This is a genomic window from Atopostipes suicloacalis DSM 15692 (genome assembly GCF_900129085.1).
Taxonomy (GTDB): Bacteria; Bacillota; Bacilli; order Lactobacillales; family Carnobacteriaceae_A; genus Atopostipes; species Atopostipes suicloacalis.
Genome location: NZ_FQUF01000003.1, coordinates 62223 through 76367, shown reverse-complemented (window position 1 = coordinate 76367; position 14145 = coordinate 62223). Strand labels below are relative to the sequence as shown.

Genomic DNA, 14145 nt, shown 5'->3' with positions numbered 1-14145 from the left:
GCCCATGAAAATAATCGTCTTTGTAGTTATTCTCCTTTCAATTGGGTTAGGAGTGGCTTATGGCTGGATGAGCAGAGAAGAATCTAAACCCCTAAATGAAAGGCGAGAGGAAATGGAGTCGGAAATAACTGAAGACTTTATCTATCGTTGGTTAGTAAATGATAACGGAACAGTTGCCACGTATATTAAAAATAATGGTGAAGAAGATGAAGACCTTGTCAAGGGAAGAGAAGCATTAGCTGAAACACTGGGGCTTTTAATGTATTATGCTTTAGATAAAAACGACCAGAATTTATTTGACGGGGTTTACAATCAATTAACCGGTTATTTTTTAGAAGCGGATGGTTTTATAAACTGGAAGTTGAAGGAAGATGGCACAAGTGATGTTTCAGCGAATGCACTCATTGATGATATTCGTATTTTATATGCACTTGCGTTAGCAGATGAAAAATGGGATGCGAATCAATATATGCAGACAGCTGTTTTAATCAGTGACTATTTAAATAATCATAATGTGACAGACGACATTTACACGAATTTTTATGATAAAAAATATGTCAAGGCCAGTTCGGATATCAGTTTATCTTATATAGATATTCAAGGCATGGATGCGTTAGTCGATCGAGGGCTGTTAGACGATGGAATAGTGGCTGAGACGTCCCAAGTGTTAACAAAAGCCCCTCTAGATAATGGATTTTACCCCTTTTCTTACAATGTTGAAGAAGACGAATATACTTTTAGCGATAACGTGAACCTTGTGGATCAAGCGATTCTTGCTTATCATTATGCGCAAGTTGGGAACCGCTCCGAAGAGTTCCTAAAATTTATAAAAGATGAAATGACTAAGCGCGACCTCGTCCATGGCATGTATGACCGCAAAACAAAAGAACCGACTGTCGACTATGAATCTCCTGCGATTTATGGATTCCTTATTTTATATGCTTTAGAAGTGGATGAAGAAGTTTTAGCGCAAACCCTTTATGACCGAATGAAGGAATTTCAAATCACAGATAAAAATAGCGACTATTATGGCGGATACTCCATTACAGATGGGAATACTCATATTTTCGATAACTTAGTACCACTCCTTGCAGAGCAAGAAATGAAGGGTCATTAAGTGAGAGAGCTGAATAGAAAAAATACTTTAAAATAAAAGACTAACAGAATTTTTGATTTTTCTGTTAGTCTTTTTTGCGTTATTTTCGGTTATAAAGATGGATAAAATATATACAGCAAACTTTTAACGTGCTTATCCGATTCACATGATTAGATTCTATAAATAGTTGCTCCAAATGGAAGGAGGGCTAGTTTAGCATGTTTAAAGTGTTGGAGCCCGAATGGAATTCCTACAATAGTTAAACAGAAAATGACACCTAGAGTTATTTCTTCAGTAACCATCACGAACCCACCAAAAAATAGCCATAAAATATTCAAAATAAGCGAAGAACCACGATCACTAAATTGTATATTTTTACCAAAGGGAGCAGCAGACATTTTTGCAAATTTAAAACATTGTCTACCAATTGGAATCCCTATGATAGTAATCGACCAAAGAATCCCTATCACAATCCATGAAACCCAACTAATAAATCCTCCTAAAACAAACCATATAATATTTCCTAATAATTTCAAAAAGATCAGTCCTTTCTATACGATAGTTATTTATATTATAAGAGAAAATGCTTAGTCATACATCGGTCTCAATATTGATTTTCAATTTTCTGTGAGACAAATATTTTTTTAGTAGAGAAGCTATTTTTTTGGAAAATATTCCGAGTATGGAGCTTTTATTTTTAATAAATAAACCTTGTTGTATAAGGATTTTCTCTCTTGGTATTATAGTCGTACATGACATTCAAAGAAAGCATTTTATTTATTCTTTGTTTTTAAATGGTTTAGAATGAAGAGTAAAGGTAAAAGGAGGACTTGATTTGCAATATTTTAATAGTAAAAATAAGAGAAAGGCTCTGGTAGTTGGAGGTTCTCTTTCAGGTTTGATGACTGCAATTGCTTTGGCTGAAGAAGATATTGAAGTCATTTTACTTGAGAAAACGGCAGAGGGTTCACGAGAGGGCGTAGGTCTCCAAGTGGATGGCTCTCGCTTTTATCAATCTAAAACTGAAAAAAGATTACGTCAACTTGCTTCTGGCGGGAAGGCTACTGTGGAGTTATGGTCATCCATTGAAGCACGATTACGAAATGCGGCGCATAAGGAACCTAATATCCATCTCCTCTTTAACCAGCGAGTTGTAGAAGTGGGACAATCGACTGAAAGCGCCTGGGCGGAAACGAGTGAAGGAGAGAGATTCCACAGCGATCTTTTAATCGGAGCAGATGGGCATCGAAGTCTCGTCCGCGAAGAAGTTGCCCCTGAAAAAATAGATGCTGATTTTGCAGGTTATTTAGTCTGGATGGCATCTACTCCTGCCGAAGATTTACCCTTAGATAAGCGGCCTGAAGTAACCAATGGCGATGTTAAAATGATGAATTCTGCCGATGTTTTTTTATTTGGGGGTGGTGATGAAGGATAAAGAGGGGGTTACTCGAGTAGGCTGTATTTGGTATGATAATAGTCAAACGGAGTTATTGCATAGATTAGGCGCAGTAAAAGATGGTGTGGTGCAGTATACGATTCAAGGAGAAGATTTAACGAATGAAGATTTAGGAAATATTATCCGTAAAGCGAAAAGGAATTGGCCAGAACCTTGGAAAACGGCGACACAATATGCGCTTGAGTCTCGTAATTTTCTGGGAACACCGATTAAAGAATATTACCCCGAACGATTAATCAAAGGGCGTATAGCTTTAATTGGCGATGCTGCTCATGTCCCTGCTCCGATTACGGCTAGTGGCTTTAATGATTCATTAATTGATGCAGTGGTTTTAGTAGAATGCGTAAGATCGGGAATAGAAGGAAATAAAGCGATTGAAGCTTTAAGTGACTATGAAGATCAACGATTAGGAAAAGTTCAGCGGATGGTTCAATCTGGAATGTCTTTCAGTCGTTCTTTTGGCCGTGATCGCTAAGTTAGAGGATGAGTTTGACGATGATATCAAATGAAAAGAAGAGAAAAAAAGTAGCTATTGTTGGTATGGGTGTTACTGGAGTGAGCGTTCTTAGAGAATGGACAAGAGAAAAAGAAAAAGGCCGAGCAGTAGACATCACCGTTTTTGGCGATGAAAAAACTTTCGGGAGAGGTTTTCCTTATCAAAAAGAGGATGATCTGATCATAATGAATCAGCCAGCAGACTTAGCGACTATTATTCCAGAAGAAAAAGATGATTTTGTTCATTGGTTAAAAGAAAAAGGTGAAAAAGATCCAAGGAAGGGTTATTATCCACGAGCCGTTTTTGGAAATTATTTAAACGATCGAATGAAAAGCTGGTTAGAGCAATCTAAAGCGCGAGTCATTAAAGAAAAGGTAGAGACCATAAGACCACTTGATGGTCATTGTTTTCGAGTTTGTTCCACTTCATTAACAGAAGACTTTGATTATGTTCATCTTTGTGTGGGGAATGCTCCTTATGAAGATGATTATAATTTAGTTCATCATCCTCATTTTATAGCGAATCCTTTTCCACTAAAAGAAAAGCTTCAATCGATTCCTTTTGGTGTAAGTCTTGGAGTTTTAGGAACTGGGCTCACTAGTATTGATATTCTTCGATATGCCAGAGAAGAAAGACCTGATTTAAGTTTATCTTTTTATTCCCAGTCGGGTCGATTTAAAACGGCTCGTGGAGAAACGATTCCCTATACTTATAAATATTTTACAGAAGAAAATATAAAAAAGACTAAGGAAAAAAATGATGGTTGGATTTCATTAACTACTTATTTAAATTGGATGATTAAAGAAATCAATCATCGAGGTATTCAACTAGAGCATGATTGGTGGTTTCAAGATTTTGGTTCAATAGAAAAAGTTCAAAGAGATATTATGGATCCCTATATACTCGGAGTTGTACAGACTTTAATTCTAGGATTGGATCCTTTTTTGACAGAGATGTGGGGAGCATTGACGGAGAAAGATAAAAATCGATTTATAGAAGACTATGGAGAAATATGGGATAAAGTACGAAGTTCCTTTCCTAAAGAATCTGGGGAAATATTAGTCGAAGAATGGAAAAAAGAAGCTATTTCTGTTTATGGTAAAGTTCATGATGTCATTAAACGGGAAAATCATTTTGAAGTTCTTTTAGAAAAAAATGTAAAAAAAGAAGTTGAGTATCTAATCAATGCGACTGGTAGTATTAAAAACGTTGATTGGAAGATAGGGCGGATGCCGCTTTTGGCCCAATTACTCAGTGAGCGAGTGTTGCAACCTGAAGTTTTTGGAGGGGTGCAAGTGACTATGCCCAATTTGAGTGCTATCAGCCAGCGATATGGAGTTTTACATCAATTCAAAGTACACGGACCGCTCATTGCCGGTATTCAATTTGGAAATAATTCAATTGATATTCTATCTGAAACTGCACAAACAGCCGTTCAATCCATTATTCAAAAAGATTTTAGCTAGATATAATGTGAGGAGAATGTAAATGAAAACAGTAGGGTTCGTCATTAGTGACTTAGTAAGTGAGAAAAGGCGTGGACTTTTACCGGAAGATATAAAAGATATTAAGCATCATTCAAAAGTTTATGTTGAAGCCGGATACGGTGAGGTTCTTGGTATAAATGATATAGAATATGAAGAAATGGGTGTTCAAATTTGTTCGCATGAAGAAGCGCTCAAACAAGATATTATTTGTGATTTAAAGGTAGGAAATGCTTCTTATCTCGAGCAATTGACTCCTCAACAAGCTGTTTTTGGCTGGATTCATGCAGAAGGTAATGAAGAACTTGTTGATCGATTGTGTCAAAATAAATTGACAGTCATTGCTTGGGAAGATCTGTATGAAGCGAATCGACATGTTTTTTGGGAGAATAATCACATTGCAGGGCAAGCTGCTGTTTTGCATGCATTTACTTTATTTGGAAAGTTCCCTAAACGTTTAAAAGTTGCTTTAATCGGTCGAGGAAATGTTTCGATGGGAGCGTATGAAATATTAATTTCTCTTGGCGCAGAAGTGAGTATTTATAATCGAGAAAGAGTCAAATACTTATCAGAAGAAATTGATCAATTTGATGTGGTTGTTAACGGTGTCTTATGGAATAAGTCTCGCGAAGACCATTTAATTTATCGAAAAGATTTAAAAAGAATGAAAAATAATGCAATGATTATTGATGTTAGTGCAGATACAGCTGGAGCGATTGAAAGCAGTCGACCTACTGGACTTGAAGATCCTATCTATAAACTAGATGGCGTGCTTCACTATGTGGTTGACCATACACCATCAATTTTCTTTCATTCAGCTAGTGAATCAATCAGTAAAGAGGTCGTTCGATATATTGATTATCTAATAGAAGATAATATCAAAAATCAAACAACCTTGTCGAATGCGGTTATTATAAAAGATGGACATGTGATCAATGAAAAAGTTAGAAAATCAATGAATAGAAAGGGATTAATAAATGAAAAAATTAAATTTTGATGATTTTATTTTTGGTTTAAGAGATTAATTGCTGTTGTATTAGCCCTTATGATGACGGTGAGGCAGATAAAACTAGATGAATTTTTTCTTTCAGATAGTTATATGACTTCGATTTTTATTGTGGGTATTCTTTTATCTGTAGTTAGCCAAATGATCTATGAGCATTTTTATTTGAATCAATCATCGAAACGTTGGCTGTTAAAGGGGGTAGCGATTGTTTTAATCCTTCTCTATGGTTGGTATATGCACTCCAGCCTTTCTTTAGTCGATGATGAATTTTGGTTTTTTTACTCCATTCCAGGCATTCAGGGAATGATTGTTTATTTTTTCTTAAGTGTCCTTTTAATCTGGATACCGACTATTCGTCAAGATCGAATGAAATTTTCCGATAGTTTTATGGTTAGTTTTAGAGCTTTATATACTTCGCAATTTTTCTCACTTGTTTTATTTATAGGTATCAGTGGATTAATTTTCCTTATAGAAGCTTTACTTTTTTCAGTAGGGAGTTCCTGGTGGGGGAACAGTTTTATTGTTATTTTTAATTTTGTAGGACCAATGATTTTCTTGAGCATGCTGCCGAAGTACTATCTTATTCATTCAACAGATGAAGAAGCGATAGAGGAGATTGAGGGTTTGATAAAACCATCGAAGTTTCTCAGTCGATTAGTTTCTTTTATCTTTATACCTTTAATGGAAGTATATAGTGGAATTCTTATTTTATATATTCTATTAAATTTTGGGAGTGGCTTTTTTACGGATAGTTTAATTGAAGGACTTCTTTTAAATTATATTATTTATGGCTGGGTTTTATTGTTATTGGCGGATTCTGTTGAAAGTAATTTTGTTGGTTTGTTTAAATCTGTCTTTCCTTTTGCGTTGATATTTGTTGTTTTCCTCCAAATGATAGCGACTATCAATCAAATTCAAAAGTTGGGCATGACTCATGGGCGTTATTTGATTTTATTGCTGGGGTTAGCTTCGATTATTGGTAGTCTTTATTATTTAATGAAGAATAGAAGTTTGAAAATTATTCCAATTCTTGCTTTAATCACTGGTTTTATTGCTTTTGTTCCACCTTTTGATGCGATGTCTGTTTCGGTAAAAGCACAAGTTAATCGAATAGAAGACATTTTAGATCGCTATGAGGTCAATCGAGAGACAGGCAAGAGTGAAGGGGAAAAATTGATCAGTAGTCGAGATGAAGATAAATTGGAAAGTTCACTGGACTACTTAGATGGAATTCAAGCTTTGAATCAACTTTCTTGGTTACCTAAACGAGATTATGTTCGACCGATGGAATATTTCGATTTTGATGCAGCTTCTCCGATACATCCTGAAGATTTCTGGGAAGAAGAACTGCCAGAGGAAGAAATAGAAGAAGAAAAAATGAGACAGACTCGTCTTGAATCGGATCGCTTAAATCTTGATTTAGAGGGTTTTAGTCAACTCATCGAGGTGAGGGCTTTTAGTGGTTTAACCAAAGAAGAAGGGGAGATTGAAAAAGACGGGGTGACTTTTCAATATCAAGTCGATTTAGAAGATGGTTTTGAAATCTATATGGACTCTGATATTCTAGAAGAGATGCTAACTTATGATTTCTCACAGGCTATCGAAGATTTAGAAGAAGGGCGTTTAGCTATTGAAGATTTAACGTTTACAGAAGAAATTGATGGATATCCTCTTCAAATCATTATTCAAGAGCTTGAAATTTCAGAAGAGTCTACATTTATTGATTTTTATTTATTATTTTAAAAGGAACGGTTTTTGTTCTTTTATTGAAGGAGGATTTTAATGGATGTTCGTATGTTGTTAACACTTATTTTTGGTTCAGTTATTTTTATTTTTTTGATCGTTGCTTATTTTCTCTATCGTCGAGATCAAAAGATTAAAAATTATAGTACTGAAAAAACAAAAGGGGAGGTTGTCCAATATTCTTGGCAAAGCTCCCGATCGCCAGTAGTTGAATATATAGTCGATGGTATAGCTTATAAAAAAGCTTTATATTATTCTTATGTGAGTCATTTTTCTACGCTTTTTTCATCTCCTAAAGTATCGGCTAAAGATAATCTATTAGATACCAAGCTGCTCTTGAGAGGAAATGCAATGGTCTCTTTAAATACTTTAATGCATGACAATTTTCCGCTCGGTACCGAGATGATGGTTTATTATAATCCTAAGCAGCCTAAACTTGCCTATGTTGAACGTTATGCACCAAATTATCTTTGGAGAATATTTTTAGGGATTAGCGGACTCTTTAGTGTAATTCTCCTAGTGATTTGGTTAGTTTTTTAGGATTCCAGGAAAAAGAAATATCTAAAAAGAGACAATTAGTAAATCAATAATTACTTGTGCTATGATTAGTTTAGAAGATAGCACGTCTAATAATACTCAAGAATGTAGAGAGTATGTGACTAAAGAGAAATACAAACCCAATTTATCCAGTTTACTTTTCTTATTTATTTTCTTGTTTATTCCAGATATTATATTTAGGACGCCTAATTTTTTCTGGAATTCTATTTTTATCATTCAGTCGTCGCTAAAATATCTCGTGATTGGTTACTTACTTCTTTCCATGTTTTACCGCAACAAATTTTTTGAAGAGAAGCAGGCTTTTCTAACAGTAACTGTTTATTTACTATACTTTTTACCCTTACTTCTTTTTCAAATGTTTGTAGCCTTATAATTCATAATTAAGCAACATTAAGCTTGGAAAGTATTTTGGAGCTTACTTGTAAAGAAACGAAAGAAAACAAGCAAATATAAAAAATAGCAGTTGAAATTTTAAAATTAATAAAAACAGTAGATTATGTTTCATTCAATCTGCTGTTTTTGATTTTCACTTATGGCTTATTTTATAAAATGAATTTTATATGAATTTTTCTATTTTTAGTCCTAATTATTTCACATCATTATTGTAAAATAAACTCATTCGGGTTAAAGTATGATTGATAATTGTAGGCTTCAAGCTTGTTGTTACGAAGGCTGAGAGGAATCCTTGCATGACGAGAAGTCGTGTTTCACTGCGGTTCGTAATAACTAGGAAAAGCGATACAAAAATTATTGAAGGAGTGTCAAAAATAATGGAAACAAAAAGAATAATTAATGATTTATTTCCAGAATATCAAGAAGATTTAAGAGCATTAGTTGCTATTGATAGTGTGCTAGATGAAAAGGGTCAAGCACCATTTGGTCAATCAGTTCAAAAAGCTTTGGAGAAAGTTGTAGAGCTTGCGGGAAATTTAGGCTTTGAAACAATGATCGATCCAGAAGGCTATTATGGTTATGCTGAGATTGGTGAAGGCGAAGAATTGTTTGGTGTTCTAGGGCATGTGGATGTGGTGCCTGTTGGAGACTTAAATAATTGGGATAGCGATCCATTTGAATTAACTGAAAAAGATGGGAAGCTATATGGTCGTGGGACTACAGACGATAAGGGACCCTTGCTTGCTTCAATGTATGCTTTGAAAGCTATTTTAGATGAAGGCTATCAATTGAATCAGCGCGTTCGTTTTATCTTTGGTGCAGATGAAGAATCTTTATGGCGTTGTATGGAAGCTTATACAAAAAATGAAGAGCTGCCAAATATGGGATTCACACCAGATTCATCTTTCCCACTAAATTATGCAGAAAAAGGTCTAATCGAGTATTACTTGCATACAAATGAAGACTCGTCTATTCGCCTAGAAGGTGGAGGTCCACTAAACGCGGTGCCTGAACAAGCACGTGTCGATTATGACGAAGAAGTAGAAAATGCCCTAAAAGAATTGGGTTATAACTACAAGCGCGAAGCGGATGATTTAATCGTTTATGGAAAAGCCGTTCATGCGATGGCAGCGGACCAAGGTGAAAATGCGATTATCTATGCGGCAGAAGCCCTTCATAAAGCTGGTAAAAGAAATACAATGGTTGACTTCATTGTTGATGTGTTGGCCAATCCAAACGGCGAAGGCATCTACGGTGTGGTCGAAGATGACGTTTCTGGCAAACTCATGTTAACGGTTGGAAATGTTGAATTTACCGAAGACTCTCAAAAAGTAGGAATTGATATGCGTTTCCCTGTAAGCTATTCAAAAGAATTCATTGACGAAGGGTTGAAAGAAGTTGGATCGAAGCATCAAGTGAAGGTGGAGGATTATGATTATCTTCCTTCGGTTTATCTCGAACGCGACTCAGAATTGGTGAAAAGTTTGATGAAGGCTTATCAAGATATTACTGGAGATATGGAGTCAAAACCTCGATTAAGTGGGGGAGCGACATATGCGAGAGCGATGGAAAACATTGTGGCTTTTGGTGCTTTATTGCCAGGGAAAGAAGAAACGGAACATCAGCCAAATGAAAATATCGTGATTGAGGATATGAAGGTGGCGATGGAAGTTTATATTGAAGCGTTTATGAATTTAGTGGTAGAGGATAGGGTATGATGAAAAAATTTAAAATGCCGACTGCGTATACGATTGTTACGATTGCATTGATTTTGACCGCCGCTTTGTCTTATTTTATTCCGCAGTCTGTGGTCAATCCGGAAACGGGTGAGATTGTTTTTGATGCAATATTTTCTGGCGAGGGCGAGATTCTTCAAGGACAAGGGTTGCAACCTTTTGGCTTATGGGATATTGTATTAGCACCGATTCAAGGCTTCCAAACAGCGGCAGATGTAGGGATAGGGATTTTGATGGCCGGTGGATTTTTAGCGGTCTTGAACCACACAGGTGCTCTTGAAGCAGGAATTGGGGCGCTTTTAACTAAATTCAAAGGCGGAGTTTTGATTGCAGTAATGACTTTGGCTTTTGCCGTATTGGGTACTTCCTTTGGTTTTTGGGAAGAAATCGTCGCCTTTGTTGTGGTGATTGTTCCGACTTTTGTTTTAGCAGGCTATGATGTCATGGTTGGTTTAGGTGTCTTGTTTATCGGAGCGAGTGTAGGAAATATGTCGAGTTTAGTCAACCCCTTTGCGACCGGGGCTGCGGTCTCTGCGATTGGGAACCCTGAGTTATCCATTGGTTCCGGAATTATTCTACGCTTTGTGATTTTTGGTGTTTTATATGTGGTGGGAACTGCTTATTTAATTCGCTATGCCAACAGAGTGAAAAAAGATCAAACAAAATCGGTGGTGCACGGTTCAGATGGCATTGATAATTTAGTAGATGAAGAAAGTTCATTGCCTGAATTTACGGGTCGACGAAAAGCTTCAGTGACTGTTTTTATGGTGATTATCCTCTTGATGATTGTTGGGTTTATTCCATGGGAAGAATTATTAGGTCAAAGAGGAGCCGACATTGTCAATGCGCCGATTTATGGTCTAGCTAAAATTCCTATTCTTGGAACTATTTTGGGAGCTTCTCATATCTCACCATTTGGTACTTGGTATTTCGACGAGTTTGCATTTTTATTCTTTGCCGGTTCACTCATTTTGTTGTTTATTAATAAAATGAAAGAAACAGAATTTATTGATGTCTTTACGGATGGTGTGAAAGACTTACTAGGAGTAGTTTTAATTCTGGCTATTTCCCGAGGAATTGCGATTATCATGGGGGATGCTTCAGAAGGGATGTCCATTACCTTTATTTATTGGATTTCTAATGCATTATCCAATGTGCCGATTTGGATTTTTGGGGTCATTGCGATGGGTGCGTATGTTTTGATTGGTATCTTTTTACAATCGACAAGTGGAGTTGCAGGAATTACCATGCCGATTCTAGGTGCAGTGGCTTCTGCGCTGTTCATTGGAAGTAGTTTAGGAAGTGCTGGCGGACAAATCATTTTAATTAGTGCTTTTGTGGCCGGAGTTAACTTCGTGTCCTCCATCTATCCAACCGCTACGCTAATGGGATCTATCGAATTGGTAAATGTTCCTTATGACCGGTACTTGAAATTTATGGTGCCCATTATGGTAACCTTGCTCGCGATATCCGGGATTATTATCGGTATAGCGCCATATCTAGGATTAGTTCAATAAATAAAAATTTAATAAACCGAGTTTTCGAAATTTCAAGGTGTTGATGAATCTATTTGGGTTCATCAGCATCTTTTTTTGATGAAACACGACTTTTAAGTGCTCCAATAAAAAAAAGACCTAAATAAATCAGTAAATCGGCCGCTATCGGACAAAAACAGCTTTTTATGTCTGATAGATTAATGATAAACGTCTTATCAACTGAACCCCTAATCTTTGTCTGACTTTCTAGCTTATAGTATAGTGAATACAGCTATAATATTTTGAATACAAGTGAAAGTCGGTGCACAGAATGAAAAAAATAGTCATGAGTTTGAGCGTGCTTTTATTATTATCTGCATGTGGAAGTGATATGGGAGCGAATGAATCCCCAACAGAGCAGTCACCTTCCGAAGAAGCGAACGAGCAAGTGAATAAAACAAACACAAGGGAAGCCAATGATTCTAATCAAAACGGCGAAGACCAAACCATCACTTTCGTTCCTCAAAAATCCGATTTAGATGCCGGGTTATCTATTGAAAGTGACGAAACATTAGCGGAATTAGCAGGAATTATAGAAACAACCGATTATTCTGAAATTGGAACAGAAGATGATGTCACGATTCAATATACGGGCTTATATTATCAAACAGAAAAGAGTATCCAGCCCATATTCATGGTGACAAATAAAACCGAACAGTCATATACGAATATGGATATGGTGGTGTCTTTCAAATCAACAGATGGTGGGTCAATTTTTGAGCAAGAAAAATTTCATCTAAGCCAAGAAGAATTTGGAGTATTAAGACCCTATACTTCTATGCCATTATATTTAACCATTGATTCATCAAAAATAGAGGTTTTAGAAAAAATTACTCAAACACGGGATGAAGAGATAAGTATTGATTATTTCGACTTTGAAACGGTAGAAGAAGAAATATAAATAAAGCAAAAGAGTTTAGAGGGATCATATCATAACCTTCTAAACTCTTTTTTTATTTTATGAATTCAAATCTATTTTTGAATGTTTGTTTTTAATTTCAAGAGCTTCTTTTACACATTTACTGTCATCAAAAGGATATTTTTCTGTTCCAATTATTTGATAATCTTCATGGCCTTTTCCGGCGATCAAAACAATATCGTCTTTTTCTGCAAGGTTTATTGCATGCTGAATGGCTTCTTTTCGACTAACGATTTGACAATAATTCTCTTCTGTTAATTCATTGGTCATTTCTTCTAAGATACGTTCTGGATTTTCTGTTCGTGGATTATCTGAAGTAAAAATGACATGATCACTATTCGTCACCCCAATTTTTGCCATAATTGGTCGCTTAGAAGCATCTCGATCGCCACCACAACCAAACACGCTGATAATTCGACGATGGTTAATATGGGCTAAAGTCTGCAAAGCTTTTTCTAAACTATCTGGTGTGTGCGCAAAATCGACAATCGCTGTGATTTCATCTTTTGTAGTATCAGACACAACTTCTAAACGACCATCGGCGGAGGACAAATTCTTTAATTCTGCAATAATCTTTGGTAAAGCAATGCCTTGAGAGTGAGCAGCCGCTATTGCTGCTAATGTATTATAAACATTAAATTCTCCAATTAATGAGCTCTGGACAGAATAAGTTTTTTGGTTATGATGCAGCGTAAATTTTGTATCAAATTCAGAATATGCACAGTCACTCGCATAGTAATCTGCTGAAGAATCCAACCCATAAGTTAAGACGGCTGCTTTTGACTGTTCAATAAAATAGTCCGCGGCATCATCATCACGATTTATAATCGCAAAATTCTCTAATCCCCGACTATTATAGGGTTCTAATTCTTTGAAAAATTTTCCTTTAGCTTCTAAATAGTTTTCCATGGAACCATGAAAATCTAAATGATCTTGTGAAAAGTTGGTAAAAATAGCCACAGAAAAATCTGTTTCTTTTGTGCGGTTTTCTGATAAACCAATGGATGACACTTCCATGATCATATTTTTCACCTCTAATTCGACCATTTGGTGAAAGACATTTTGTAAAATTAAAGGATCCGGGGTGGTGTTATTCAAGGGAGCTGAATAATTTTGTGTTCGGATTCCTGTAGTTCCAAGAACTGCTGATTTTTGGCTCGTTTTTGTGAGAATCTGTATCAAAATATTGGCGGTACTTGTCTTTCCATTTGTACCAGTGATTCCAAATATGTTCATTTTTTGACTAGGGTAATCCAAAAATCGATTCATCACAGTCGATAAATAGTGATATGTATTGTCTACAAAAAGGATTTTTCCTTGCAGAAGACTTTTTGAGTCGGTTATTTTTTGAAAGGATTTATTCGCAAGAACCAAATGAGCGCCTTGTTGGATAGCTTGTTCAATAAATTGATGGCCATCTACTGTATGGCCTTTTATCGCAACAAATAAATCACCTGCTTCGATGAGACGACTGTTTGTTTGGATATTTTTAATTTCAAACTCTGCAAGATTGACGATATATGGATTATATGCATCAAATAAAATTTTTTCTGCCTTCAATGTATAGTTCTCCTGTTTCTAATGATATTTAAATGTATTTAAAAGATATATCGGTTATTTACGATATCATTTAATAAACAAATTAGCAATAATTTTTCGAGAAATAAAGTTCTAAATAAAGCACTTGTCTGTCGCTTTGTATAGAGATGTGTTTAATTTTCTA

Annotated in this window: 12 protein-coding genes; 10 read left to right on the top strand and 2 right to left on the bottom strand. The window is 35.8% G+C overall.

All coding sequences use genetic code 11. The annotated features are described in order from the left end of the window. Positions 1-4: 4 nt before the first annotated feature. Entirely contained in the window at positions 5-1117 is a 1113-nt protein-coding gene (locus BUB96_RS01065; protein WP_073294899.1) for a glycosyl hydrolase family 8, read from the top strand. A 149-nt stretch (positions 1118-1266) separates the two neighbouring features. Here BUB96_RS01065 and BUB96_RS01060 read toward each other — a convergent pair whose 3' ends face one another. Then, positions 1267-1632, bottom strand: coding sequence for a YccF domain-containing protein (locus tag BUB96_RS01060; RefSeq protein ID WP_073294896.1), 366 nt, complete (start codon positions 1630-1632; stop codon positions 1267-1269). Positions 1633-1931: 299 nt separating this feature from the next. Between BUB96_RS01060 and BUB96_RS01055 the strand changes: the two genes are divergently transcribed. From BUB96_RS01055 to BUB96_RS01015, 9 genes are all read left to right on the top strand, one after another. Beyond that, a complete protein-coding gene (locus BUB96_RS01055) occupies positions 1932-2531 on the top strand; it encodes an FAD-dependent oxidoreductase (RefSeq protein ID WP_073294894.1) in 600 nt (199 codons plus the stop codon). Beyond that, positions 2521-3027 carry an FAD-dependent oxidoreductase gene (locus tag BUB96_RS01050; protein WP_073294889.1) on the top strand — a complete coding sequence of 169 codons (507 nt, stop codon included), beginning with the start codon at positions 2521-2523 and terminating at the stop codon, positions 3025-3027. The genes BUB96_RS01055 and BUB96_RS01050 overlap by 11 nt, the downstream gene beginning before the upstream one ends. Positions 3028-3047: 20 nt before the next feature. Next, positions 3048-4514 (top strand): FAD/NAD(P)-binding protein, encoded by a 1467-nt coding sequence (locus tag BUB96_RS01045; RefSeq protein WP_073294885.1) that lies wholly within the window; start codon positions 3048-3050, stop codon positions 4512-4514. Positions 4515-4536: 22 nt separating this feature from the next. Then, the gene (locus tag BUB96_RS01040) at positions 4537-5529 is read left to right on the top strand and encodes a Rossmann-fold NAD(P)-binding domain-containing protein (protein ID WP_073294883.1); all 993 of its coding nucleotides are present in this window, start codon (positions 4537-4539) and stop codon (positions 5527-5529) included. 48 nt (positions 5530-5577) lie between these two features. Further along, positions 5578-7281 (top strand): DUF4153 domain-containing protein, encoded by a 1704-nt coding sequence (locus BUB96_RS01035; protein ID WP_073294880.1) that lies wholly within the window; start codon positions 5578-5580, stop codon positions 7279-7281. 39 nt (positions 7282-7320) lie between these two features. Beyond that, positions 7321-7821, top strand: a complete 501-nt coding sequence (locus tag BUB96_RS01030; protein WP_073294876.1) for a DUF3592 domain-containing protein — start codon at positions 7321-7323, stop codon at positions 7819-7821. 788 nt (positions 7822-8609) lie between these two features. Next, a complete protein-coding gene (locus tag BUB96_RS01025) occupies positions 8610-9950 on the top strand; it encodes a Sapep family Mn(2+)-dependent dipeptidase (RefSeq protein ID WP_073294871.1) in 1341 nt (446 codons plus the stop codon). After that, positions 9947-11485, top strand: coding sequence for a YfcC family protein (locus BUB96_RS01020; RefSeq protein ID WP_073294868.1), 1539 nt, complete (start codon positions 9947-9949; stop codon positions 11483-11485). Before BUB96_RS01025 ends, BUB96_RS01020 begins: the two co-directional genes overlap by 4 nt. A gap of 289 nt (positions 11486-11774) precedes the next feature. Then, positions 11775-12404 carry a hypothetical protein gene (locus BUB96_RS01015; RefSeq protein ID WP_143274244.1) on the top strand — a complete coding sequence of 210 codons (630 nt, stop codon included), beginning with the start codon at positions 11775-11777 and terminating at the stop codon, positions 12402-12404. A 57-nt stretch (positions 12405-12461) separates the two neighbouring features. Here the strand turns inward: BUB96_RS01015 and BUB96_RS01010 are convergent, their stop codons facing one another. After that, positions 12462-13982, bottom strand: a complete 1521-nt coding sequence (locus BUB96_RS01010; RefSeq protein ID WP_073294863.1) for a UDP-N-acetylmuramoyl-L-alanyl-D-glutamate--2,6-diaminopimelate ligase — start codon at positions 13980-13982, stop codon at positions 12462-12464. Positions 13983-14145: the final 163 nt, after the last annotated feature.